The 23145-nt window shown below is 67.1% G+C and carries 24 protein-coding genes; 13 read left to right on the forward strand and 11 right to left on the reverse strand.

The window, feature by feature from the left end:
* Positions 1-33: 33 nt before the first annotated feature.
* The 5 genes from uraH (IPV08_RS22720) to IPV08_RS22740 all read left to right on the forward strand — a co-directional run bounded on the left by uraH (IPV08_RS22720) (position 34) and on the right by IPV08_RS22740 (position 5102).
* Positions 34-561: a hydroxyisourate hydrolase gene (gene uraH / locus IPV08_RS22720; protein ID WP_207413939.1), complete on the forward strand. Its 528-nt coding sequence runs from the start codon at positions 34-36 to the stop codon at positions 559-561.
* Between the two features lie 51 nt (positions 562-612).
* Entirely contained in the window at positions 613-966 is a 354-nt protein-coding gene (gene uraH, locus IPV08_RS22725; RefSeq protein ID WP_056429340.1) for a hydroxyisourate hydrolase, read from the forward strand.
* A gap of 131 nt (positions 967-1097) precedes the next feature.
* Positions 1098-2477, forward strand: a complete 1380-nt coding sequence (locus tag IPV08_RS22730; protein WP_207413917.1) for an MFS transporter — start codon at positions 1098-1100, stop codon at positions 2475-2477.
* Between the two features lie 179 nt (positions 2478-2656).
* Positions 2657-3184, forward strand: coding sequence for a 2-oxo-4-hydroxy-4-carboxy-5-ureidoimidazoline decarboxylase (uraD, locus tag IPV08_RS22735; protein ID WP_348646176.1), 528 nt, complete (start codon positions 2657-2659; stop codon positions 3182-3184).
* Positions 3185-3401: 217 nt separating this feature from the next.
* Positions 3402-5102: a lysine--tRNA ligase gene (locus IPV08_RS22740; protein ID WP_207413919.1), complete on the forward strand. Its 1701-nt coding sequence runs from the start codon at positions 3402-3404 to the stop codon at positions 5100-5102.
* Positions 5103-5118: 16 nt separating this feature from the next.
* Here IPV08_RS22740 and IPV08_RS22745 read toward each other — a convergent pair whose 3' ends face one another.
* The 9 genes from IPV08_RS22745 to IPV08_RS22785 form a co-directional block, all read right to left on the reverse strand.
* Positions 5119-5436 carry a type II toxin-antitoxin system RelE/ParE family toxin gene (locus tag IPV08_RS22745; RefSeq protein WP_207413920.1) on the reverse strand — a complete coding sequence of 106 codons (318 nt, stop codon included), beginning with the start codon at positions 5434-5436 and terminating at the stop codon, positions 5119-5121.
* On the reverse strand, positions 5433-5684 hold the full coding sequence (locus IPV08_RS22750) for a type II toxin-antitoxin system ParD family antitoxin (RefSeq protein ID WP_207413922.1): 252 nt from the start codon (positions 5682-5684) through the stop codon (positions 5433-5435). The genes IPV08_RS22745 and IPV08_RS22750 overlap by 4 nt, the downstream gene beginning before the upstream one ends.
* 128 nt (positions 5685-5812) lie before the next feature.
* Complete coding sequence (locus tag IPV08_RS22755) at positions 5813-6673, reverse strand: SDR family oxidoreductase (RefSeq protein WP_207413924.1); 861 nt, start codon at positions 6671-6673, stop codon at positions 5813-5815.
* A 46-nt stretch (positions 6674-6719) separates the two neighbouring features.
* The gene (locus IPV08_RS22760) at positions 6720-6899 is read right to left on the reverse strand and encodes a DUF1328 domain-containing protein (RefSeq protein ID WP_018044058.1); all 180 of its coding nucleotides are present in this window, start codon (positions 6897-6899) and stop codon (positions 6720-6722) included.
* Positions 6900-6947: 48 nt separating this feature from the next.
* Positions 6948-8318, reverse strand: coding sequence for a chloride channel protein (locus tag IPV08_RS22765; protein WP_207413926.1), 1371 nt, complete (start codon positions 8316-8318; stop codon positions 6948-6950).
* Positions 8319-8624: 306 nt separating this feature from the next.
* Positions 8625-10043: a deoxyribodipyrimidine photo-lyase gene (locus IPV08_RS22770; protein WP_207413928.1), complete on the reverse strand. Its 1419-nt coding sequence runs from the start codon at positions 10041-10043 to the stop codon at positions 8625-8627.
* Between the two features lie 439 nt (positions 10044-10482).
* Positions 10483-11580: a TRAP transporter substrate-binding protein DctP gene (gene dctP, locus IPV08_RS22775; RefSeq protein ID WP_207413930.1), complete on the reverse strand. Its 1098-nt coding sequence runs from the start codon at positions 11578-11580 to the stop codon at positions 10483-10485.
* A gap of 121 nt (positions 11581-11701) precedes the next feature.
* A complete protein-coding gene (locus IPV08_RS22780) occupies positions 11702-12769 on the reverse strand; it encodes a branched-chain amino acid ABC transporter substrate-binding protein (RefSeq protein ID WP_348646177.1) in 1068 nt (355 codons plus the stop codon).
* 332 nt (positions 12770-13101) lie between these two features.
* Entirely contained in the window at positions 13102-14271 is a 1170-nt protein-coding gene (locus tag IPV08_RS22785; protein ID WP_056429361.1) for a polysaccharide biosynthesis/export family protein, read from the reverse strand.
* Between the two features lie 290 nt (positions 14272-14561).
* Here IPV08_RS22785 and IPV08_RS22790 point away from each other — a divergent pair, with 290 nt between their 5' ends.
* The 8 genes from IPV08_RS22790 to IPV08_RS22825 all read left to right on the forward strand — a co-directional run bounded on the left by IPV08_RS22790 (position 14562) and on the right by IPV08_RS22825 (position 21715).
* Positions 14562-15863 carry an alpha/beta hydrolase gene (locus IPV08_RS22790; protein WP_246748172.1) on the forward strand — a complete coding sequence of 434 codons (1302 nt, stop codon included), beginning with the start codon at positions 14562-14564 and terminating at the stop codon, positions 15861-15863.
* 41 nt (positions 15864-15904) lie between these two features.
* Positions 15905-16417 carry a gluconokinase gene (locus tag IPV08_RS22795; protein WP_056429433.1) on the forward strand — a complete coding sequence of 171 codons (513 nt, stop codon included), beginning with the start codon at positions 15905-15907 and terminating at the stop codon, positions 16415-16417.
* A complete protein-coding gene (locus IPV08_RS22800) occupies positions 16417-17241 on the forward strand; it encodes a Cof-type HAD-IIB family hydrolase (protein WP_207413948.1) in 825 nt (274 codons plus the stop codon). Before IPV08_RS22795 ends, IPV08_RS22800 begins: the two co-directional genes overlap by 1 nt.
* Positions 17242-17467: 226 nt before the next feature.
* Positions 17468-18379 (forward strand): transglycosylase SLT domain-containing protein, encoded by a 912-nt coding sequence (locus tag IPV08_RS22805; RefSeq protein ID WP_207413931.1) that lies wholly within the window; start codon positions 17468-17470, stop codon positions 18377-18379.
* 417 nt (positions 18380-18796) lie between these two features.
* Positions 18797-19753, forward strand: a complete 957-nt coding sequence (locus IPV08_RS22810; protein WP_082470531.1) for a helix-turn-helix transcriptional regulator — start codon at positions 18797-18799, stop codon at positions 19751-19753.
* 240 nt (positions 19754-19993) lie between these two features.
* Entirely contained in the window at positions 19994-20854 is an 861-nt protein-coding gene (cysE, locus tag IPV08_RS22815) for a serine O-acetyltransferase (protein WP_056429370.1), read from the forward strand.
* Between the two features lie 136 nt (positions 20855-20990).
* Complete coding sequence (locus IPV08_RS22820; RefSeq protein WP_027173107.1) at positions 20991-21203, forward strand: DUF3126 family protein; 213 nt, start codon at positions 20991-20993, stop codon at positions 21201-21203.
* A gap of 185 nt (positions 21204-21388) precedes the next feature.
* Complete coding sequence (locus IPV08_RS22825; protein WP_207413933.1) at positions 21389-21715, forward strand: hypothetical protein; 327 nt, start codon at positions 21389-21391, stop codon at positions 21713-21715.
* Between the two features lie 97 nt (positions 21716-21812).
* Here the strand turns inward: IPV08_RS22825 and IPV08_RS22830 are convergent, their stop codons facing one another.
* Both IPV08_RS22830 and IPV08_RS22835 read right to left on the reverse strand, forming a co-directional pair.
* The gene (locus tag IPV08_RS22830) at positions 21813-22547 is read right to left on the reverse strand and encodes a transglutaminase-like cysteine peptidase (RefSeq protein WP_246748174.1); all 735 of its coding nucleotides are present in this window, start codon (positions 22545-22547) and stop codon (positions 21813-21815) included.
* Positions 22548-22700: 153 nt separating this feature from the next.
* Positions 22701-23145: transglutaminase-like cysteine peptidase (locus IPV08_RS22835; RefSeq protein WP_207413937.1), on the reverse strand; the 445-nt coding region annotated here is incomplete at its 5' end.

The raw sequence follows: 23145 nt of genomic DNA on the forward strand, positions 1-23145 counted from the left end.
CGCGGTCATGCCTGGTGTCGTGGGCTCGGAGATGTGTATAAGGGCCAGGACCTCACGCGCCGCAGCCTGGTCGGCGCCGGCCTTGCCGGAATCGGTCTCGGCGGCACGGTCGCCGCCACCGGCACCGTGCTGGCGCAGGGCGCGCCCGCCCCGGCTCCTGCGCAGCCGGGCGCCCTGAACACCGGCCCGACGATGCAATCCGGCCTCGGCCCGCGCCTCACCATGCACGCCATCGACAATTTCCACGGCACACCGGGCGCGGGCATGGTCTGCGACCTCTCCGTGCGCGAGGGCGACACCTACCGGCCGATCAAGACGATCACGACGGGGGCCAACGGCCGCTCGCCCGAGCCGCTCCTCATCGACGACGCCCTGAAGACCGGGCGCTACGAGTTGCTGATGCATGTCGAGGAATACTTCGCGCGGATCGGCGTGGCGCTGCCGAGCCCGAACTTCCTGAGCCTCGTCCCGATCCGCTTCCACATCCGCGACGCGAGCCAGCGCTACCATCTGCCGATCCTGTTCACGCCCTGGGGCTACTCGTATTATCGCGGCAGCTGAGCGCCCCGACCGTCCGCAACCGCTTCCCCACGACACGATCCGAGAGATCCGATGGCCGGCATCACGACACATATCCTCGACTCGGAGCGCGGGCGCCCCGCGCCCGGCGTGCGCATCGACTTTTCGGTGATGGAGGAGGGGCGCTGGCGCCTCGTGAAGAGCGTCGTCACCAATGCCGACGGGCGCACCGACACACCGATCCTGCCGGCGGCCGAGGCGAAGATCGGCCAGTACCAGCTCGAATTCTTCATCGACGGCTATCTGAAGAGCCGGCCCGGCGTGAGCGAGGCGGACATCTTCGTGGACAACCCGGTGGTGCGGTTCGCGGTGTTCGACGCCAAGCAGCATTACCACGTGCCGATGCTGTGCACGCCCGGCAATTGCACCACTTATCGCGGAAGCTGACCATGCCGGAACGGGTCGAGATTTACGGCCCGATCAGGATTTGGATTGCATAAGGGGAGGGTCCATCTCGTCTCGGCACTTCGGTGAGAGTTTCATCGCCGCCGACGACGCGACCATCTTCGGGGCGATCCATGGCGATCCGGTCATATCCAACTCATCCTACGTCATCGGTCGGACAGAACCCGTCACTCGACGCGGCCTACCGCCGGATCACCTGGCGCCTGCTGCCGTTCCTGATGATGCTCTGGATCCTGTCCTGGATCGACCGGGTCAATATCGGCTTCGCCAAGCTGCAGATGTTGTCCGATCTCAAATTCAGCGAGACGGTCTACGGCATCGGCGCGGGCATCTTCTTCATCGGCTACTTCCTGTGCGAAGTGCCGAGCAACCTGCTTCTGGAACATGTCGGCGCCCGCAAGACCATCGCGCGGATCACGCTCCTCTGGGGCGCCTGCTGCGTGGCGATGATGTTCGTGACCACGCCGGCCTTCTTCTACGTGCTGCGCTTCCTCCTCGGAGTGTTCGAGGCCGGCTTCTTCCCAGGCGTGGTCCTGTACCTCACCTACTGGTATCCGAGCGCGCGGCGGGCGAGGGTGCTCGGCCTCTTCATGTCGGCTGCGGCCATCGCCGGGGTGATCGGCGGGCCGCTGGCCGGGGCGATCCTCACCGGGCTCGACGGCGTGAACGGCTGGGACGGCTGGCAATGGGTGTTCTTGCTGGAGGGTATCCCTTCGATCCTCGCAGGGCTCGTCACGATCTTCTTCCTCGGCAACGTTCTCACCGACCGCCCCGCCAAGGCCAACTGGCTGACACCGGAGCAGCGGGCATTGATCGAAGCCGACCTCGCCCGCGACGCCGAGGCCTTGGGTCCGCGCGAGCACGGCGTCCTCGCCTCCCTGAAGGATGTCCGGGTCTGGCAGTGTATCGCGATCTATTTCTGCCTCGTCACGGGGTACTCGGCGCTGATCTTCTTCGGGCCGAGCGTAGTGCATGACGCAGGCTTCACCGACCCGCTCACCATCGGCTGGATCATGGCCGCCGCCTTCCTGTTCGGCGGCATCGGCATGGTGCTCAACGGGCGCCATTCCGATCACACCGGAGAGGTGCGCCTGCATTGCGGTGTGCCCGCCATGATCGGGGCACTGGCCATCGCCCTCGTCGGGTTCCTGATCCCGTCGAACCCGGTTCTGGCCATGGTCGCACTCGCCGTGGCGATCGCCGGTACGATGAGCGCGATCCCCGTCTTCTGGCAGATTCCCGGACGGTTCCTGGCAGGCTCCGCCGCCGCGGCCGGCTTCGCGCTGATCAACTCGGTGGCCAACTTGGCGGGCTTCGGCGCTCCGACGGTGATGGGCTATCTGCGCGAGCATACCGGCTCAGCCTCCGCCGGCCTGTGGCTGATCGCGGTCTTCGAGCTCGCGACGATCGTGCTGATCCTCGCCTTCGTCCCGCCCGCCACCCCGGCCGGCGAGCGCCGGGGCACCACCGGCGCCGCGCCCGAGCCGGCCTGAACCGCCACGGCCGTGCCCGGGGCGGGAACGTCGACCGCGCCCCGACGAGGCTGCCCCCGTGAGCGAGGCGGAGATCGCCGTGGACAAAGGGTGGCACGGTTCGCCATGGTCGAAGCCAGGGAGCATGATCCCGTGCCGATGCCGTTCATGCCGGGTCGTCGCACGGATTATCGCGGGAGTTGAAGCCTTTGTCGGATCTGGCCGCCATCCACCGTCTCGACCGGGACGCCTTCGTCGCTCTGCTCGGCGGGGTGTTCGAACACGCGGCCTGGGTCGCAGAGACGGTGGCGCCGGCCCGCCCCTTTGCCAGCGTGGCCAACCTGCACGCCGCGATGATGGACGCGGTGCGCCATGCGCCCGAGGCGCAGCGCCTCGCCTTCCTCAACGGGCATCCGGAACTCGCCGGGCCCGAAGCACGGGCGCGGGCCATGACGGCCGACTCGGCGAGCGAGCAGGGCAGCGCCGGCCTCGACCACCTCCCGCCGGAGGATGCGGCGGCCTTCGACCGCCTGAACGCCGCCTACCGGGAGAGGTTCGGCTTCCCCTTCATCATCGCCGTACGGGGCCGCAGCCGGGCCGAAATCCTCGCGGTGTTCGAGGCCCGCCTCGGACGGGGACAGGCCGAGGAGGAGGCTACCGCCCTCGACGAGATCGGCGCGATCACGCGGATGCGCCTGGACATGCTGATCGCCGGGGCGAGCGACTGAGAGCGTTCGCGCTCGGCCCCCGCAAGAGTCGGGAATGCCCGCTTGTTCGACGTACCGAGCATCAAAGCCTGGCTTCGAGCGACCTCGGCCCCAGCCTCGCCGGAGACTTGCATCGCACCTCCGCGTTGACCCTCCCCGGCCCGCTCCCTAGGGTGCCCGGCCGCATCCGGCCGGTTCCGGCCGTCCCGTGTCTTCTCGCAGAACTGACGCCCATTCCATGTCCGCCCCGCCCGTCTCGTCTCCGCTCGCCCTCGACCCCGCCCTGGTGGAGGCCGCCGCCCATGCGGCCGCCTGGCCCTTCGAGGAGGCGCGCAAGCTCGTGGCGCGGCTGGAGCGCAAGCCGAAATCGGAAGTGCTGTTCGAGACCGGATACGGGCCGTCGGGCCTGCCGCATATCGGGACGTTCGGCGAGGTGGCCCGCACCTCCATGGTGCGCCACGCCTTCCGCGTGCTCACCAACGACAGCGTGCCCACGCGGCTCATCGCCTTCTCGGACGACATGGATGGCCTGCGCAAGGTGCCGGACAACGTGCCGAACAAGCAGATCCTGATCCCCGCGTTGAACCAGCCGCTCACCCGCGTGCCCGACCCGTTCGGCACGCATGACAGCTTCGGCGCGCACAATAATGCCGAGCTGCGCCGCTTCCTCGATGCCTTCGGGTTCGATTACGAGTTCCGCTCGGCCACCGAATGCTACAAGGCCGGCCTGTTCGACACGGCCCTGCTGACGGTGCTCGACCGCTACGAGGCCGTGATGGCGATCATGCTGCCGTCGCTCCGGGCCGAGCGTTCGGCGAGCTACTCGCCGTTCCTGCCGCTGCACCCGGAGACCGGGGAGGTGATGCAGGTCTCCATCGACGAGGTGCGGGTCTCCGCCGGCACCCTGGTCTGGCGCGACCCCAAGACCGGCACTGCCTACGAGACCCCGGTCACCGGCGGCCACGCCAAGCTGCAGTGGAAGCCGGATTGGGCCATGCGCTGGGTGGCGCTCGGCGTCGATTACGAGATGGCCGGCAAGGATCTGATCGATTCGGTGAAGCTCTCCGGCGAGATCGCCCGTGCCCTCGGCGGCGAGCCGCCGGAGGGATTCAACTACGAGCTCTTCCTCGATAAGGAGGGCAAGAAGATCTCGAAGTCGAAGGGCAACGGCCTGTCCATCGACGATTGGCTCGTCTACGGCACCGCCGACAGTCTTGCCCTGTTCATGTACAACAAGCCGCGCGAGGCCAAGCGCCTGTTCGTGGAGATGATCCCGCGTCAGGTCGACGATTACCTGAACTTCCTCGAGAAGTTCCCCGGCCAGGAACCGGCGCAACAGCTCGGCAACCCGGTCTGGCACCTCCATGCCGGCCATCCGCCGGCGGCCGAAGCCGTGGGCAAGGGCGGCTCGCTGAACTTCGCCATGTTGCTCAACCTCGCGGCTGTCGCCAATACCGAGGACCCGGCGGTGCTGTGGGGCTTCATCCGCCGCTATGACCCGGAGATAGGGCCGCAGACCCATCCGGTCCTCGACAAGCTGGTTGGCCATGCGCTCGCGTATTTCCGCGATCTGGTGCGTCCGGCCAAGACCTACCGCGCGGCGACGGAGGAGGAGAGGGCGGCCCTCGCCGACCTGTCGCAGACGCTGGAGGCCCACAAGGGCTCCACCGATCCGGAAGGGCTGCAGGCCGTGGTCTACGAGGTCGGGCGGCGGCACTTCCCCGACCTGTCCGGCAAGGCCAAGAGCCCGGACGGACGGCCCGGGGTGTCGCAGGCCTGGTTCACCACCATCTACAACGTGCTGTTCGGCGAGGCGCGCGGACCGCGCTTCGGCTCGTTCATCGCGCTCTACGGCGTGGCGGAAACGCAGGCGCTGATCGAGAAGGCCCTGTCCGGCGCGTTCGTGCCGGCCTCGTCCGAGACGGCCTCACTAGCGTGACCCTCGACCTCACCGATTATTCGCTGGACGGATGATCGGTGAGGTGAGGACCGGGATCCCGGCTGGCATGCAGGATCGCGACGATCTCTACAGTCCCGGCTTCATAGCGGAAGAAGATCACGTAGCTTTCGCAAGGAAAGCTACGTAGGTCGCTCTGCAATTCCGGACATGCCCGGCCGAGCCGTCCCGGGAGCGTCGCCAATCGATGGCATTGCCGGCGAAGTCGCGCAACGAACCCCTGTGCGGTGGTGAGGCTGCCACTGATTTCAGTGACGTGGGCGAGGATATCGACGAGGTTGGTTCGCGCGAAAGCGAGGAACCGAACCTTGCTCACTCCCCATAGCCCAGAGCCTTGAGTTCCGCGCTCTTTGCCGCGAGCGCGGCATCGATCTCATCCTCGCTCGCGTCGCCGCCTGCCTCAACGGCCTCGCTCAAGGTTCGACGCAGGGCCTGGAGTTTCGCCTCGCGCTCTTCGACGAGGCGAAGGCCTTCGCGAACTACCTCACTCGCCGAGCCATAGCGGCCATCCTGCACGATGCGGGAGATAAACCTCTCCCACCGGTCGCCAACAGATACGTTCATGCCGTCCTCGCCTCTCAATCGATGCGAAGAATATCATAAACGGTGCATTTTTTGATATGGGAGCGGATTAAGAAGGGGCCGGATTCAGGCGATCCCAAAAGCGCGTCTCCACCAACGGGGCCGTCGCCCTATTCCGCCCGTCCGAGCTGCCGCAGGCTCAACGCCCAGACCCGTTCCTGAAGCGCCTGATCGCGTCCGTGGCGAGAGGTCGGGACGGGACGGCATTTCGAGAAGTACAGGGCGCTGACGCCGTCCACCTCCGGCGAGGTCGCCAGATGCAGGGAGGTCGCCGCCCCATCGGCCGGGTTGCTGAGGAAGGGCCGGATCAGCGACCAACTGATGCCGAACCATCCCCCGGTGCCGCCGGCGAAACCGCTGGCGATCACGCCGGGATGGAGCGAATTCACGGTGACATCTGTGCCGGCGAGGCGACGGGCGAGGGCGGCGGTGAACAGCACGTTGCCGAGCTTGGCCTGGGAATAGGCCTTCCACGTGCCGTAGCGGCGCGCCCCGTCGAGATCCTCGAGATCGATCAGGCCGCGCTTATGCGCCCTCGAGGCGACGTTCACGATGCGAGCGGGCGCGCTCGCCTTCATCAGGTCGAGGAGGTCCAGGGTCAGTTGCATGTAGGCGAGATGGTCGAGCGCCCAGGTCCGCTCCAGGCCATCCACTGTCACGTGCCGGGCATCGAAGATGGCGCCGGCATTGTTCACGAGCACGTCGAGGCGTGGATAGAGCGTCCGCACCTCGGCGGAGAGACGCCGGATCTCCGCCTGCGAAGACAGGTCGGCGAGAAATACGTCGATGACGGCGCCCGGCACCGCGTCACGGATGCGGGACGCCGCCTCGTCGGTTCGGCCGGCATCACGGCCGACGATCCCGACACGGGCGCCCGCCCGTGCCAGGCCCAGGGCCGTCTCGTAGCCGATGCCCGAGGTGGCACCGGTCACGAGACAGATCTTTCCGGGAATGGGTACGGCGTTCGCCATGGACGTCACGAACTCCCGCCGGCCCGGTTACCGATCGGATGACCGCTTAGAAGACCGCCTGGCCGACAGCCAAAGCGAGCACCACGATCACGATGGCGATCACCAGGAACACACCGAAGAGGATGCGCGACAGGGAGCGCGCGCCCGAGGCGATGCCGGTGAAGCCGAGGCCGCCCGCCAGGAGCGAGATGACGAAACAGATGAGGGCCCATTTGAGAAGGGTCATACGCGCAAAACTCCAGCGTGCGGAACGACCGATAACCCTCCTGTCGGGTCAAGCGTTCCGCTCAAGCTTGTGCGGCGTCGCGATGACGGGCGCGGCACCGGATTCGGCCTTCTCCAGGATGGTGGCGGCCAGCGCGTGATAGAGCCCTTCGCGGCAGATTAGCTTCGAGACCGCGTCGGCGATGAGGGCGGTGACCATGAGCGGGATCATCATCGCATGGTCCTGGGTCATCTCGGTGACGATGACGAAGGCGGTGATCGGCGCCTGGAGCGTGCCGGTGAGGTAGGCGACCATGCCGATGAGCACGAGCGCGCCGATGGGCACGCCCGCGAACAGGCCGTGCAGCCAGACGCCCATCCCCGCCCCGACGCTGAGGGAGGGGGCGAACAGGCCGCCGGGAATGCCGCTGATGGAGGAGAACACCGTCGCGAGGAATTTCAGCGGGGCATAGGCCGGATGCCCGGTATCGGTGCCGTGCAGCATGGCGCGGGCCTCCTCGTAGCCGGTGCCGTAGACCGTACCGCCGGAGGCGAGGCCGCAGAGGGCGACACCGAGCCCGCACAGGGCGCCGAACACGATGGGGTGGCGGCGGATGGCGCCACCGATCCGGCCGGGCAGCCCCCTGGCGAACAGGAGGGTGACGCGGCCGAACAGGCCGCCCGCGATGCCCCCGGCCACGCCGAGGATCGCCACGGCGAGCCATCCCGGCCCGAAGGGCAGGGCGGCCTTGGTGGTGCCGAAATAGGTGTAGTCGCCCTGGATCGCCAGCGCGGTCAGCCCGGCCGCGATGACGGTGGCGACGATGAGACCGCTGGTGCGCGCCTCGTAGGTCCGGCTCAACTCCTCGATGCCGAAGACGATGCCGGCGATGGGCGTGTTGAAGGCGGCGGCGACTCCCGCCGCGCCACCGGCGAGGAGGACACCCGGCAGGCGTTCCGCGTCGAGCCGGCCGAATGCCGCCATGATCGCGGCCCCCACCTGGACCGTCGGTCCCTCGCGCCCCGTCGAGGCGCCGCAGACGAGGCCCAGCGTCATGACCAGGATCTTGCCGAACGCCGTCTTGAGGGAGATCAGGGCGTTGCGGATCGCCGGGTCCTCCGTATGGCGCGCGGCGATCACCTGGGGAATCCCCGAGCCTTGCGAGTTCGGGAACACCCGAATGGCGAGCAGGATCGCGATGGCGAAGCCGAGCGGCGTCAGCACCAGGGCGACGAGGGGGGAGGGCGAGACGATCCAGCGGAATACTTCGTGCGCCCAATCGGCGAGCTTGGCCATCCCAACGGCAGCGAGCCCGACACAGAGGCCTCCGAACAGGAACAGCAGGCGCTGCCGCCACAGGGGCGCCGCATCGGAGGCCGCCCCACGCCAGCGGTCCAGTCGCCTGCGCGGCGGAGGGGAGGCGGGAGCGGGCTCAAGCATGATCGCCGGCCTGCGTGGGCGATCGATCGTCGGATGGGCGACACGTTCGTGAACCGACCCCGTCTTTCCGGGGCTGCGGAGCGGAGCCCGGAATCCAGGACCAGAGGTCGATCTTCATTCTGCTCCACCGGTGGTTCTGGATTCCGGGCTCGCCTCTGGCGCCCCGGAAAGACGGGAAGGATCACGAGCGTGTACGGCGCTTGTCCGGCACGAACCGAAGGCCCGAGGACTCTCGCCAAGCAAGCACCCTCACGAAGCCAGGACACTCGCCAGGCGAAGCCCGCGACGCAAGGCGTGTACCGCCCCTCAGCTCGTCTTGCGCGGTGTCTTTCCCGCCTTCTCCTCAGCTCGGCAGAGTTCGCCGACGGTCTTGAGATAGGCCTTGGCGTCGAATTTCCGGAGCGAGTTCTCGCTCTGGTAGCGCACCGTTCCGAAGATCGGACGGCGCGCCCAGGGGCGGTCGTGCAGGCCGTAGACCCAGGCGACGTTGGTGAAGGAATTGGCGTCGCGCCCGTCGAGAAAGTAGCGGTTGTTGAGGCGCAGGGTGCGGTTGAACCCTTCCTCCGCGCTCGGAGACCATTCGAGGATCTTCTTGCCCCAGTACATGCGCAGGTGGTTGTGCATGTAGCCGGTCACCCGCATCTCGGCCTGGGCGGCGTTCCAGTATTCGTCGTGGGTCTTGCCCTCGGCGAGTTCGGCCTCGGTGTAGACGATGGGCCGCTCGTCATCGGCGTGTTCGGCCAGGGCCTTGCGCGCCCAGTCCGGCACCGCATGCTCGAAACTGTCGTAGCGCTCCGTGTAGTTCACATGGTTCATGGCGAGCTCTCGCCGCACCACGAGTTCCTCGAGATAGGAGGCCTTGTCCTCCGACGCACCCGCCTTCGAGGCCCGTACCGCCAGGGCGATCTCCACCGGCGAGATCTGCCCGAAATGCAGGTAGGGGCTCATATGCGAGGCGGCCCCCGCTTCGGGCCGGTTGCGGTCGGTGCCGTAGGAGCCGAACGGCCCGGCGAGATAGGCCTTCAGGCGCCGGCGCGTCTCCGTCTCGCCGCCGGTGAAGCGCGTCACCGGAGCGACCTCGCGGTCGAGGCTCATTCCCGCCAGCACCGCCTCCGGGTCCGACACGTCGATCTCACTCTTCGGCAGCTCGCGCCCGGCCTTGTGTTTCACGGTGCGGGGTTTGAGCTCCTCCACATACTCGTCGAGGAGCTTCAGGATCTTGGGACGCAGGGTGCGGGCCGCGAATTCATGCTTCGGGGAGGCGACCTCCACCGGCACCACCACGTCCCCCTCCACTTGGACGACGCGGATCGTCACGGCTTTCGCGATCTCGCCGTACCAGCGCTTCTGGATGGCGAGATAGCCCCGGTCGAGGACGAGGAGGGCCGCCTTGGCCGAAAGGTCGATGGCGATCTCGGCCGGCGAGGCCTTGCGCATCACGAAATGGATGCCGCGCGCCTCCAGCCCTGCCTTCGCGTCGGCGAGCCCCTGCAACAGGAAGGCGTAGTGGCGCGCATTGGCTTCGGGAAACCCGTTGGCACCGTCGAGAAGTCCGAAACAGACGACGACGGGAAGGCCGAGCCGGTTGGCCTCCTCGATGGCGAGTTCCAGGGCCGGGTTGCAATGGGCGCGGTTGGCCTGCTGCAGCAGGTAGAGGACGTAGGAGCCGTCCGCATCGGGTTCGGCGTCGTTCAAGTCCCGTATTCGCTTCGCCTGGATCGCCATCGTGTGTCACCGCCCCGTTTCCGTCGAAGTTTGCTCTCCCGCCAAGCGGAAGGTGAAGATGAATGATCTCGCGAGGTGCGGGTCAGGGAGATGGAAACGCCAGAATTCGTAGCGTTCCACCCAATGCAGAGGCCGGGTTTCCGAATGCACTCATCGGCTTGCATCACACGGATGACCAGGAAGACTGGGGCTGATCTTGGCCTGCGACATTTTCGTTACAGCGGGATTAGGAAGTGCGACGCCACACGAAAACAGATGGCTCCGTTGCACGAACGGCCTTGCATTTCCGCCCAGGACGCTCAGATTGTGCATTGCGGGAACGCGATGGCGTCGCGCTCCCGCTGCCCTTCTTGGGCGTTTCCTCCCTAGGCTTCGGGCCGCTCTTCGGAGCGGCCTTTTTTCTGTCCGCAGTCACGCAGCGCCCGTCAGCACGGGGTGCTCATCCGCGAGCGCGGGCCCGGATCATGAAATTGTCGTAGGTGTATTCCGCCACCTGGAACCAGAGATATTCCTCGTTCCGGAAGGTCTTCATCGCCTCGTAGATGCGCTTGAAATCGGCGTTCTTGGCAGAAATCTCGGCATAGACGTCGTTGGAATGCTTCAGGGCCGTCTCCATGACGTCCTGGGGGAAGGGCCGGAGCTGGGCGCCGGCGGCCACCAGACGGCGGAGGGCGCGGGGGTTGCGCGCATCGTATTTCGCCAGGACTTCGGCATGGGCCTGGGCGGCGGCGGCTTGGAGAATGGCGCGATAGGCCTTCGGCAAGGCTTTCCAGGCCTCGGCGCCGATCCAGAAATGCAGCATCGCGCTGCCCTCCCAGAAGCCGGGGTAATGGTAGGTGGGCGCCACCTTCTGCAATCCGAGCTTCTCGTCGTCGTAGGGGCCGATCCACTCCGCCGCATCGAGGGCCTTCGATTCGAGGCCGGCATAGATCTCCGGCCCGGGCGTCGTCTGGGGCACCGCGCCGAACTTCGCCAGCACCTGACCACCGAGACCCGCGATGCGGATCTTCATGCCCTGGAGATCGGACGCGCTCTTCACCTCCCGGCGGAACCAGCCACCCATCTGCGCCCCGGTATTCCCGCCGGGGAGGCTCACCAACCCATGCTTGGCGAAGACCTCCGCGAACAGGTCGGCCGCGCCGCCCTGGAGCCACCATGCATTCTGGCCGCGGGCATTGAGGCCGAAGGGCAGGGCGGAGGCGAGAGCGAAGGTCGGGTCCTTGCCGCTGCCGAGGGTGGCCGGCGCGTGTCCCATCTCCACCGTCGCGGCGGATACCGCATCGATCACCCCCTCGGCCGGGACCGGCTCACCCGGCGCAAGCACCTGGATCTGGAAACGACCGTCCGTCGCCTCGGCCACGAGGCGCGCGAGTGTCTCCGGCGCGCCGAACAGGACATCGAGGGATTTCGGATAGTGGGAGGCCAGCCGCCAGCGCGTCTCGGGCATCGTCTCGGCCCGGGCTCCCCCCATCGACAGGGCGGCGGCACCGCCCAATCCGGCGGCGAGCAGGCTGCGGCGCGCAGGGTGTGAGGCCATGACAACTCGCTTCAAAAACTCGCTTCCCCCGTCTCTCGGTCCGTTCACGAACGGGGCAGGAGGCAAATCGATCCGATATTCCTTCGCGCGCCCTTCCTTCGGCCTCACCGGCCGAACTCCGTCAGGGAGGAGGCGCGTAGGTGAAGGTCCCGTCCTTCCAGACATAGAGCACGTAGCCCTGGGCGGTGACGTCGCCCTTGCCATCGAAACCGACCGAACCGAGGACGAGATCGAACCGCTCCGTATGGAGCGCGGAGACGATTCGGCGTGCATCCGTGCTGCGGGCGAAGTTCCCCGCCTCCACCAGTGCCTGAAGGGCGGCGTAGCCATAGATCGTCGAGCCCTCCACGTCGCCGCCCTGCGCCTTGAGCGCCTGGACCACGGCAGCCGCCTCCGGCTTGCGGCGCGGATCGAGGTAGAAGGTCATCAGCACGCCGTTGCTGGCCGGCCCGGCCGCGGTGGCGAAATCCTGCGTGGCGATAGCGGAGGTGCCGAACCATTGCGGCCGGAAGCCCCGTTCCGCCGAGATCCGCACGAGGCGGCCCATTTCGAGGGCGTCGCCCCCGTAATAGGCCACCGAGATCCCCGCTTCCTTCAGCCGGTCGGCCAGGGCCGCATCGTCTGCGTCGCTGGCGACGAAGGCGGTCGCCAGGGCCTCGTTGATGCCGATCCGGTTGAGGTTGTCTTTGGTGGCGGCGGCGAGCGCCCGGGAGCCGGGGCTCTGGTCGTTGAGGATGGCGATCTTCTTGTCGCGGAAACGCTCCGCCAGCACCGTGGCCGAGAGCTTGGCCTGGTCGTCGTCGCGCCCGCACACCCGGAACACGTTCTGGAGGCCGCGATCGGTGAGCTTGGCGGCGACGGACGCCGCCGTGACCATGGCGATGCCGTTGGCGGCATAGACTTCGGACGCCGCCAGCGAGGCGTTGGAACAGACATGGCCCACGACGAGGCGCACATCGCTCGCGGCATAATGCTTGGCGACTCCCACGGCCTTGTTGGAATCGCAGGCATCGTCCTGGACGTCGAGCTGGATCGTCTGCCCGGCGAGGCCGCCCTTGGCATTGGCGTCACGCACCGCGGCGCGGACCCCGCGAAGAACCTGCTCGCCGACGGCGACATAGGCACCCGATTGCGGAACCGCCACGCCGACGGTCACGTCGGCATGGGCGGGAGCGACGGCCAGGAACACGGCGAGACTTCCGCACGCGGCGCTTCGCGTGGTGACAGCGGATCTCGACAGCGTGGTGGCGGCCTTGCGCCGCGAGGCCAGATGGCGGGCCACGCTCGCCAGCCCGAAAAAGCAGGCCACCCGTCTCATCCTCATGTCGCCCCGCCCCAAAACTCGTCCGGTCCACTCATAAGACGAGCGGGCCCTACGAGTTGCCCCCCGGCACCCATGGCATCGTCGAGCCGTGAGGCAAGGCGGTCCATAACGCAAGTGCGTGCAAGACCCCGCGTGGTCGGTGCGGAACCGAACCGCCCCGGTCCAAGACGATCCGACCCATGACGATCCGGCCGGCCTCAGTCGAAGGAACCGCCGACGCGTACGCCGGTCATGACCGGCTGGGCCGCCGCCGAGAAGACGGAGAGGACCTTCTTGATCTCGGTGAACGGCGCGTTCGAAACGTAGACCATGTCGCGGTTGCGCATGCGGAAGGCCTGGGTGAGGAACAGGCTGTTCGGGTCGCGCATATCGACGCGATAGACCACGGGAACGAGCGGTGTCCCGAGAAGCGGGCTTCCGGGCTTCAGGCGACGGACCACCGCCGCCGGCTCGAAGCGGAAGATGAAGGTCCCGGTCGGATCGGCATCGGCATCGCGCTGACCGCGTGCCTTGGCCAGCGCCTGCGCCAACGTGATGCCCTCGGCCTGGAACGGGATTTCCGTGGCCTGACCCAGCGCGCCGACCGCCAGGAAGGTCTGGGGATCGCGCACCAGGGTGAGATTGTCGTTGGGGCGCAGGTAGATGTTTTCCTTGGGGTTCGACACCACCGTCGTCAGCGGCACCGTCGCCGTCGTACCGCCCCGCGACAAGCGCACGAAGGTCTCGTTGACGGGCGTCTTGACCCCGCCTGCGGTGGCGATGACATCGAGGATGCGATCGCCCTGGGTACCGAGCGGTACGCGGGCGCCGCCGATGGATTCACCACCGACCGTCACCGATTGCGAGACCGGCCGGGTCACGGTGACGATCACCTGAGGCTGGATCGCCTTGCCGGCGAGCTCCGTCTCGATCAGCGCCTGGACGTCCTGCGTCCGCCGTCCGGCCACCTGGATCCGGCCGGCATAGGGGATCGAGATCGCGCCGTCGCGCGAGACGACCTGCTCGGGCAGCTGCGCCGCCTTCGAGCCGGCGGAGAACGAATTGACCGTGAGCGGGCCCGAGAACAGGCCGCCCGAACCGGCTTCGAACACCGACACGGCCACGGCGTCGCCGATGCCGATCACGGATTCCGCCGGAGCGCGACGATCGCCGAAGGATGCGAACAGGCTATCGAGGGAGCGTCCGCGTAGGGCCTCCACCACGGCGGAGTTCATGTCGATGAGTTCGTAGCGGGCGAAGGTCCCTTCGCTCGTCGCCTGATCCGCGCCGTCCACCACGGCCGTGGTGGACGGGCCGGCGGCGGGCAGGAAAGCGCCGCATCCCGACACCGAAAGCGTGGTGATAAGGACGATAGGCAGAGTGCGCATGCAGTTTCGCCTGTCGGTTTCTCTCATCCGCTGCCTAAACCAAAGCCTTGTCACTGTCCGTGGCGGGTTGGACACAGTGCCGTCCCGTCGGGACGCGTGCAACGGATCGTCCCCGATACCCACATGCCGAGCTCCTGGACTTGCCGCCGGGGCTTCGCAACGGACGACGTACGGGGCTACTTGGCCGCATCTGTCTCGTCTTACTGCCGAAATCGCTCGACGGTGGGCGGATCGGCGTGCGAATTTCCCGACCTACGAGCAGGGGGCACCTGCGAGGACAGCCGAGCAGGATGCCTTTGTCTGACACGATCCCCGATCGCCCTCCCGGCGCGCGCGCCGAGCGGACCCACGGTGACGGCGCACGAAGCCCCGTGCGGCGCCGGCATGTCTTCTATGTGCCGGGCTACGATCCGGAAGGGCGTACCCGCTACCGCATGCTGTTCGTGCGGGAGCTGACGCTCCATGCCAAGAGGTTCGGGGAGCCCAAGCGCCGCCCCGGACGCGCGGTCATGGGAGCGGACGGGCTTTCCCAGCGCTGGACCGTGGCCGCCGAACCGGAGGTCGGCGGAGCGGAGACGAGCTACGACGTCCTGCTCTGGGACGACATCGTGCTCAAGGATTTCGCCCGCTGGCGCATCGTCAGCGTCCTCCTGCTGTTCGCGGGCAGCCTCCAGGCCATCGTCACCGGCATGGCGGTGAAGTTCTACCGGCTGAACTGGAAATACGGCAACGTCATCCTCTATCCGCTCGGCCTGATCATCATCCTCACCCTCGTGAGCGGCCTGATCGCACATCAGATCCATGCTCATCTGGGAGACGGATTCGCGCACAGCCTGCAATGGCCGGCTTGGGTGACGGTGCCGCTGGGCCTCGCGGCCGGCCTCGTCTGGATCAAATCCCTCGATGCCCTGCTGGAACGCGCGTTCTTCTGGCAATTGCTCAACGACTGGGTCTTCAACTGGCAGCACGGCCAGGGCCGGCGGCGCGACTACGAAACCCGCGTCGACGCTTTCGCCGCCCTGGTCGTGAACCGCCTCGCGGCATTCCGGGCGGAGGGTACGGAGCTCGACGAAATACTCATTCTCGGCCATTCGACCGGCGCGCTCACGGCGGTGGAAGTCGCCGCCCGCGTGCTCGCCGCCGATCCGGCGATCGGCACGGGAACGACGGCCTTCTCCTTGCTGACCCTCGGCTCCGGCCTGCCCATCGTCGCGCTGCAGAAGGAGGCGCGCCGGGTGCAATCGGACATCGCGAGCCTCGTCGTCTCGGAGCGGATCGTCTGGGTCGATTATTATGCCCCCCAGGACTGGATGAACTTCCCCGATTTCGATCCGGTGGAGCGCCTGCCCCTCGACCTCGGCGGCCGCCCCCCGCGCAACCCGCTGGTGCGCTCGGCCAAGTTCCGTGAGATCATCGATCCGGAAACCTACCTCAAAGTGCGATGGCGGCCGTTCCGGATGCATTTCCAGTTTCTCTTCGCCAACGATCGTCGCGGCGAGTACGACTTCTTCGCCATGGCGCTCGGCCCGCAGCGCCTGCGGGACCGGGTGAAAGGCCCCCGGATCGACACCGGCACGGCGACCGGGTCTTGAGCATCGAACCGGATCAGGGCCCGCCTCGAATTTTCATCGTGATGGGCGTCTCGGGCTCGGGCAAGAGCACGATCGCCGGGCTATTGGCCGAGCGCCTCGGGTGGGATTTCGTCGATGGTGACGCCTTCCACAGCGCGGAACACGTGGCCAGGATGCGGGATGGCCACGCCCTCGACGATGCCGACCGCGCCCCCTGGCTGGCGGCGATGTCGGCCTGGATCGGCACACGCCTGGAGACCGGCAAACCGGGCGTTCTCGCCTGCTCGGCCCTGAAGCGGGCCTATCGCGATGCGCTCGTCCAGGGGCGGGCGGGCATTCGCATCGTCTATCTCGACGGCGACCGCGACCTGATCGCGGCCCGCATCGCCCGCCGCACCGGCCACTTCATGCCGGGTGCCCTCCTCGACAGCCAATTCGCTGCGCTCGAACCGCCGCGCCCGGAGGAGGGCGCGCTGGCGGTGCCGATCGTCGGCAGCGCGGAGGCCATCGTGGCAACGATCCTGGACCGATCGGGTTTGCAGCCCGACGATCCCATCAGACAGGACACAGCATGATGTCGGGCCCTCCCTCCGGCAACCGGGCGATCGCCTTCGTGATCTCCGACGTGGACGGAACCCTCGTCACCTCCGACAAGAGCCTGACCCAGCGCAGCCGGGACGCCGTCCGGCGGCTCGACGCGGCGGGCATCGGTTTCACCATCGCCTCCGCCCGGCCGCCGATGGGGCTCACCTCGCTGATCGCCGACCTCGGCCTGCGTCATCCGATCGGCGCCTTCAACGGCAGCACCTTGTTCGCCCCGGATGGGCAGATCCTCGCCGAACATCTCCTCCCGGAGGAGACGGCCCGCCAGGCCGTGCGGCTCCTCGACGGGCTCGGCCTCGATATCTGGGTGTTCGCGCGGGGGCAGTGGAACCTGCGCGACCCCCATGGGCCCTACACCGATCTCGAACGCCGGACCCTCCAGGCCGAACCCACCCGCGTCGAGGATCTCGGTCCCCTTCTCGTGGGCGCATCCAAGATCGTCGGCGTCAGCGCCGATCCCGATCATCTGGCCGCATGCGAGAGCCGGGTCGCCGAGGCTCTGGGACACGGCGCCGACGTCCATCGCTCCCAGGCCTATTATCTCGACGTGACGCCGTACGGGCAGGGCAAGGGGACATTCGTCGACGAGATCGCGCGCCGCCTCGGGATTCCCCACGCGCGGATCGCGACCCTCGGCGATGCCGCCAACGACGTGGCGATGTTTGCGCGAAGCGGGATCTCGGTGGCCATGGGCAATGCCAATGAGGCGGTGAAACGGGCCGCGTCGGCGGTAACGTCGGGAAATGACGATGACGGGTTCGCAAAAGCGGTGGATGAATTTCTCTTGACGCGCTGACGCGCAAACCCCGCCGATCCTTGCCCCGTACGGCTCAGCTCCTTGGCAATGCTGGCGAATCCGACGGACCACGGGCCGGGGTCGCGTTCAGGCCTGTGCCACGTGCGCCACAGCACGCGGAGAAACGGCTCCGCTTTCCCGCAATCATGACAGTGGAGCCGCCTTCCGGCCTCATTTGGCCTCGACCCTTGGCCTCAGATCAAGAACGACGCCACCGGGTCTCCGAATGAATCAGCGCCTCCTGCTCCTCGCCGTGGCTGCGGCCGTCCTGCCGGGCCCGGTTCTCGGCCAAGGCACCCCGGCCCGCGACAATATCGATGCGCTGATCGAGGAGCAGGCAAAGGCAAACGGTGTCCCGGCGAGCTTCGTCCACCAGGTCGTCAAGCGCGAAAGCAACTACAATCCCAACGCGAAGGGTGGCAGCGCCCTCGGCCTGATGCAGATCAAACATGCCACCGCACGCGGCATGGGATATCGCGGGGATGCGGCGGGTCTCTACGATCCGAAGATCAATCTTCGTTACGGCATTGCCTATCTCGCCGGCGCCTATCGCACCGCCAAGGGCAACACCCACCAAGCCTATACTTATTACAACCGGGGCTATTACTACGCTGGCAAGCGCCAGGGCACCCTGGTCGCCGGCATCGAGGACACCACGGCCGCCTCGCCGCAATCGAGCGCGGCCTTCAGCGACGTGTTCACCCGAGGCTTCGGCGCGCAGCGCAAGGCGCAGCCCGATGCGAACGTCACCGCCGCCGGAACGGCCCTGGCCTATGCTCCGAGCCTGACCACTCCGCCCGTGCCGACCGAGCTGGTGGAAGTCCCGCTGCCGCCGCGCCGGCCGGCCGCCTTGTCCGGCCTCGCGCCGGCCGTGGCGGAGATCGGCCCCGCCCATGCGCCGGCCGCCACCCCCCAGGCCACGGCCTTGGCCGCCCTGTCGGTGAATCCGGCAATACCCCAGCCGGCCGCCGTCACGGGCGCCGCCGAGTTCTCCGTGACGGAGAAAGTGGAAGTGCCGCTGCCGCCGCGTCGTCCTTCGGCGGTCGTTCTGGCCTCGGTGGGCCGCCCGATCGTCGCGAAGAAGGCGCCGACACCCGGCACCATCATGGAAGCCTCGGCGCTTCCGCCCAGCCAGTAGGCCCTCGAAAGCCCGTCACCGCGTCGAGCGTCTCACCCAAAAGGCGGCAAGCGCCCCGTCTGTCCCTGATCGGGACAAAGCTGAAACCATTCAGAAACAAACATACGTGAATGTTCTCCTGTCATGCCGATTGCGGCGGGGACACGCATGTTTCGCTTGCGTATGCTCTCTTTCGACATCACATGGTGCAGTGCGGCATCGAGAGCGCATGAGGTTGCAAGATCAGGCTTCCAACGCGGAGCTTGAAGTGCAAGTCTTGTACATCGGGCCCCAAACTGACGATTGTGAAGCCTCGTCACGAGCCTGATCTTGGTCAAACGACCATGGAATGAAGGATCGCGACCGGCGCTTGGGAGCCTGCTGCAATCGATCTCGCCGGTACGAATTTCGTGCCGAGCCAAGATCGCGTGGCGGGATATGGTGAGGCCATCAGCCTCCGGGACGGTCAGGTCCGGGACGCGAACACGGAAGACGGACGACGGCATGGCCGGCGCGGCTGAACAAGAATCGATTTTTCTGGCCGAACTCGGTCGGCGTGTGAGGCATGCACGGACAGTGCGCGGCCTTTCGCGGAAACTCCTCTCCCAGACCTCGGGTCTGTCGGAGCGCTACATCGCACAGCTCGAAAGCGGGCAGGGCAACGTGTCGATCATCCTGCTGCGTCGCGTGGCGGATGCCATGGGCGTGCGGCTCGACGACATGATCGCCGTGCAGGACACCCCGCCCGATTGGCACGTGATCCGCGACCTTCTCGGTTCGGCATCGGCGGAACAGATCACCCTGGCGAAGGGCATCCTGTCCGGCCACGCCATGTCCAACGGTGACACCCCGATGCCGCGGGTGGCCCTGGTCGGCCTGCGCGGAGCGGGCAAATCGACCCTCGGCCGCCGGGTGGCGGAACGCCTGGGCTGGACCTTCATCGAGCTCAACGCCGAGATCGAGCGTGAGAACGCGCTCTCGGTGAAGGAGATCTTCGCGATCTACGGCCAGGAAGGGTATCGCCGCCTCGAACAGGCTGCCTTGCGCCGGCTCACCGAACATCCCGGCCCGATGATCCTGGCCACCAGCGGCGGCATCGTCGCCGAGCCCCTGACTTACGACCTGCTTCTCCAGGCCTTCTTCACCGTCTGGCTCAGGGCGAAGCCCGAGGAGCACATGCAGCGCGTGCGCGACCAGGGCAAGCTCGCCACCACGGGCGACCATGCCTCCGCCATGCAGGAACTGCGTGCCGTGCTGCTCAGCCGCGAGCCGCTCTATGCCCGCGCTCCGGCGGTGGTGGATACGTCCGACGTTCCCCTGGAAGAGATGATCGACCGGCTCGCCGCCGTGATCGATGCGCGTTTCGGATCGGTCGATTTCCGGCGCAGCGCCTGACACGCTGAGTATCACCGAGAGGTGGTTCGGGAAGGTAGCTCAGGAAGCCCCCCTTGATACGGGGGCGGCCTTTCCCCACGCTATGGGACGCACCCAAGGGGAACGGAGTGCTCCGTTCTCCCTTGACCCCGGGGAGAGTGTTCTCCCGTATCGGCTCCCGGCACGGCCGTCCGGCCCCTGACATGGCGATCCGGCCGCATAGGCCCCGCCCGCCATAGACCCCGCATCGCGGAGGAATCCATGTCCGCCAGCCCCTTCTCGAATCCCGCAATCGGGAACGAAGCCATCGCCGGCACCGTCGATCCGGTCTGGTCGCGCCTGCGCGGCGAGGCAGAAGCCGTGGTTCGCGAGGAGCCTCAACTCGCCTCCTTCATCGTGGCGACGATCCTCAACCAGGCGACGCTCGAAGCCGCCGTGTCCCACCGGGTCGCCGCGCGCCTCGGCCATCCGTCGCTTCCGGCCGAGCTCGTGGCGCATGGATTTCACGAGGCCATCGCCGCCGACCCGCGCATCGGCGACAGCTTCCGCGCCGATATCGGGGCCGTGCTGGACCGTGACCCTGCGGCGGGCCGCGCCATCGAACCCGTGCTGTACTTCAAGGGATTTCACGCCATCCAGGCACACCGGCTGGCGCATTGGTACTGGACCAGCGGCCGGCGAGACTTGGCGCTCTACCTGCAGAGCCGCTCGTCCGAGGTCTTCCAGACCGACATCCATCCCGCCGCCCGCATCGGACGCGGCATCTTCCTCGACCATGCCACCGGCGTCGTCGTCGGCTCCACCGCCGTGATCGAGGACGACGTCTCGATCCTGCACGCCGTGACCCTCGGCGGCACCGGCAAGCAAGGCAGCGACCGCCACCCCAAGATCCGCCGCGGCGTCATGATCGGTGCCGGCGCCAAGATCCTGGGCAACATCGAAGTCGGAGAATATGCCCGCGTCGCGGCCGGTTCCGTGGTCCTGCGCCCGGTGCCGGCCCACACCACGGTGGTGGGCGTGCCCGCCCGCGTGGTCGGCACCGCCGGTTGCGCCGAGCCGGCGCGCGCCATGGACCAGTTCGTCAATATCGACCAGTTCATCCACATGGCCGAGGGCATCTGAACCGGCCGGCCCGCGCGTGCCCGCAGCGACTTGCCCGTGGCGAAGCGGCGTGGCAAGCGGTGCCCATCCGGAGGGACTCGGTCGCTCGAAGCGAGCCCGGCCTCCACCGACCATCGACGAATCAAGAGGCGAACGCGTGAACAAGACCGACATCACGAAGGTCCAGGACTATATGCGCCGGACATTCGCCAACACGAATATCCGTCTCGTCGCCCGCCCCAAGAAGGACGATTCCGCCGAGGTCTATATCGGCGAGGAATTCCTCGGCGTGGTCTCCGTCGATGACGAGGACGGCGACCGCTCGTTCAACTTCGCCATGGCGATCCTCGACATCGATCTCGAAGACTAAAGCCGAAGCAGCCATAGAATCGCGCAAGCCGGTCGCGGACGTTCGCAAGCCACGACCAGCACAATGCCCGAATGCACGTAGTCCTCCCTGTGCGTCGGCTCATCCCGACGCCGGGACATCCTTAACAACTCGTAAACGCTCTGGCAGAGTGCGTGCTCAATCCGTCATCAACGGTCGAGCGCGCCATGGATATCAGCCCCTCCGCCATCGAATCGATAAAGACCCTGTGCGTCGGCCTCGCCCTGTCGGGCCTCCTCGCCAGCGCCTTCGAACTCGTCTCGGACCGTCGCGCGAGCTTCAGCCTGCTGGAACGCGGCGGCGTCGGAGCGGTGGCGGCCCTGCCGATCCTGGCCTTCGGCGCGCCCTTCATCATCCTGCGCAACACCGTACGAGGCCGGCGGATCGAGCGCCGCCCAATCCCCTTCGTCATGATCGCCACCATCGTCGCCTGCGGCTGGAGCCTGCTCTCGGGCCGGGTCGCGCTCGATCTCGCCCATTTCATCACCGGCTGAGCAGGGCGAGCCGCAGCGGCGGCCGGATGACGGTGCGGGACATCGCATTGCCTGGCGCCATGGCCCGTCCGGCGCGGACGGATCGGCACCGCCCCTCTCAGCGGTTGGCGGTGGCCACCGGCGAGGCGACGCCGTTGAGCGAAACCCAGGCCATACCGTCCTGGCCCTCGCGCTTGACATAGGTGTAGCCGGTGCGCGGCGCGGACAGGATCGCGGTGGTCTTGTTGTCGAGGATGAGATCGCCCTTGTCGGTGCGGACCATCAGGACCGCATGGCCTTCGCCGATATCGTCGATGACCACGGTCATCCGCAGAGCGCGACGGGGGAGCCCCCGCTCCACCAGCATCCGACGCTTCAGAAGCTGGAAATCCTCGCAATCGCCGAAGCCGTCATCGGGAAAGTCCCAGCGGTCGACGACGCCCCAATGGGCCATGTCGGTGATCGGATGGATGCGCGCGTTGACGCGACGGTTGACGCTGGTGAGCGTGCGCCAGATCGCCGGATTGAGGGCGATGATCGCGGGCTGCGACGTGTCGACGATGCATTCGGCGGGGTATTTGGCGCAGAACCCGTTCCAGGCCGCCACCGGCCGGGCGCCGCCACTCTCGTTCACCGCCGGCGCATCCTGCAGGGCAGCGACCGGGCGCGCTTGCGTCGCGGCCCCACCGAGGAGCAGGATGGAGCCGACCAGGGACAATTTGGCCGCACGTCCAATGCGTCGCCAAGAAAGCCCGCAAGAAAGCCCGCAAGTAACCCCGCAAGTAACTCCGTATGAGAGCCCACTTGCCGAGTAGCTTCCGCCGTCGACGCCTCGCAGAACCGCGTGCCGCATTCCGGTCGCCCTGCCATTCGTTGCCGAAGGCAAGAAACTGGCACGGCCAGGGCCAGGGCTCAATCCAAAAGTTAAACTCGAATTAACTTCCCACATCGCCATGGGTTCCATGGCACAGACGTGATGTTTTCGTGCAACCCAAGAGAATCCGGTTCAGCGGTTCGCAGTGGTCACCGGAGACGTAACACCGCCTAGCGAAACCCAGGCCACGGAATCCTGGCTCTCGCGCTTGATGAAAACGTAACCGGTCCGATACCAGGGCATGATCTCGCTGGTCTTATTGTCGAGGATGAACTCGCCCCGGTCGGTGAGGAGCGTCAGCACGGCATGCCCTTCGCCCTTCTCGTCGATGACCACGGTCATCCGCATGGCGCGGCGGGAGAGGCCGGCATCGGCGAGACGCTTACGCTTGACCAGCTGGAAATCCTCGCAATCTCCCATTCCGTCCTCTGCGAGGTCCCAGCGGTCGGCTTCACCCCAATGCTCCGTATCGGTGACGGCACGCAGACCGGTATTCACCCGACGATTGACCGAGACGATCAGGCTCCAGGTGGCGGGGGTGAGGGCGATACGGGGCGGCTCGTTCGCGTCGATGGCG

The organism is Methylobacterium sp. SD274, from assembly GCF_017355285.1.
Taxonomy (GTDB): Bacteria; Pseudomonadota; Alphaproteobacteria; order Rhizobiales; family Beijerinckiaceae; genus Methylobacterium.

Excerpts from the sequence above, each read along its gene's own strand:
- uraH (WP_056429340.1), top strand. The coding sequence starts at position 613 with ATGGCCGGCATCACGACACATATCCTCGACTCGGAGCGCGGGCGCCCC.
- IPV08_RS22730 (WP_207413917.1), top strand. The coding sequence starts at position 1,098 with ATGGCGATCCGGTCATATCCAACTCATCCTACGTCATCGGTCGGACAG.
- IPV08_RS22740 (WP_207413919.1), top strand. The coding sequence starts at position 3,402 with ATGTCCGCCCCGCCCGTCTCGTCTCCGCTCGCCCTCGACCCCGCCCTG.
- IPV08_RS22750 (WP_207413922.1), bottom strand. The coding sequence starts at position 5,684 with ATGAACGTATCTGTTGGCGACCGGTGGGAGAGGTTTATCTCCCGCATC.
- IPV08_RS22755 (WP_207413924.1), bottom strand. The coding sequence starts at position 6,673 with ATGGCGAACGCCGTACCCATTCCCGGAAAGATCTGTCTCGTGACCGGT.
- IPV08_RS22760 (WP_018044058.1), bottom strand. The coding sequence starts at position 6,899 with ATGACCCTTCTCAAATGGGCCCTCATCTGTTTCGTCATCTCGCTCCTG.
- IPV08_RS22765 (WP_207413926.1), bottom strand. The coding sequence starts at position 8,318 with ATGCTTGAGCCCGCTCCCGCCTCCCCTCCGCCGCGCAGGCGACTGGAC.
- IPV08_RS22770 (WP_207413928.1), bottom strand. The coding sequence starts at position 10,043 with ATGGCGATCCAGGCGAAGCGAATACGGGACTTGAACGACGCCGAACCC.
- dctP (WP_207413930.1), bottom strand. The coding sequence starts at position 11,580 with ATGGCCTCACACCCTGCGCGCCGCAGCCTGCTCGCCGCCGGATTGGGC.
- IPV08_RS22785 (WP_056429361.1), bottom strand. The coding sequence starts at position 14,271 with ATGCGCACTCTGCCTATCGTCCTTATCACCACGCTTTCGGTGTCGGGA.
- IPV08_RS22790 (WP_246748172.1), top strand. The coding sequence starts at position 14,562 with ATGCCTTTGTCTGACACGATCCCCGATCGCCCTCCCGGCGCGCGCGCC.
- IPV08_RS22795 (WP_056429433.1), top strand. The coding sequence starts at position 15,905 with ATGGGCGTCTCGGGCTCGGGCAAGAGCACGATCGCCGGGCTATTGGCC.
- IPV08_RS22800 (WP_207413948.1), top strand. The coding sequence starts at position 16,417 with ATGTCGGGCCCTCCCTCCGGCAACCGGGCGATCGCCTTCGTGATCTCC.
- IPV08_RS22805 (WP_207413931.1), top strand. The coding sequence starts at position 17,468 with ATGAATCAGCGCCTCCTGCTCCTCGCCGTGGCTGCGGCCGTCCTGCCG.
- IPV08_RS22810 (WP_082470531.1), top strand. The coding sequence starts at position 18,797 with ATGGTGAGGCCATCAGCCTCCGGGACGGTCAGGTCCGGGACGCGAACA.
- cysE (WP_056429370.1), top strand. The coding sequence starts at position 19,994 with ATGTCCGCCAGCCCCTTCTCGAATCCCGCAATCGGGAACGAAGCCATC.
- IPV08_RS22825 (WP_207413933.1), top strand. The coding sequence starts at position 21,389 with ATGGATATCAGCCCCTCCGCCATCGAATCGATAAAGACCCTGTGCGTC.
- IPV08_RS22830 (WP_246748174.1), bottom strand. The coding sequence starts at position 22,547 with ATGCGGCACGCGGTTCTGCGAGGCGTCGACGGCGGAAGCTACTCGGCA.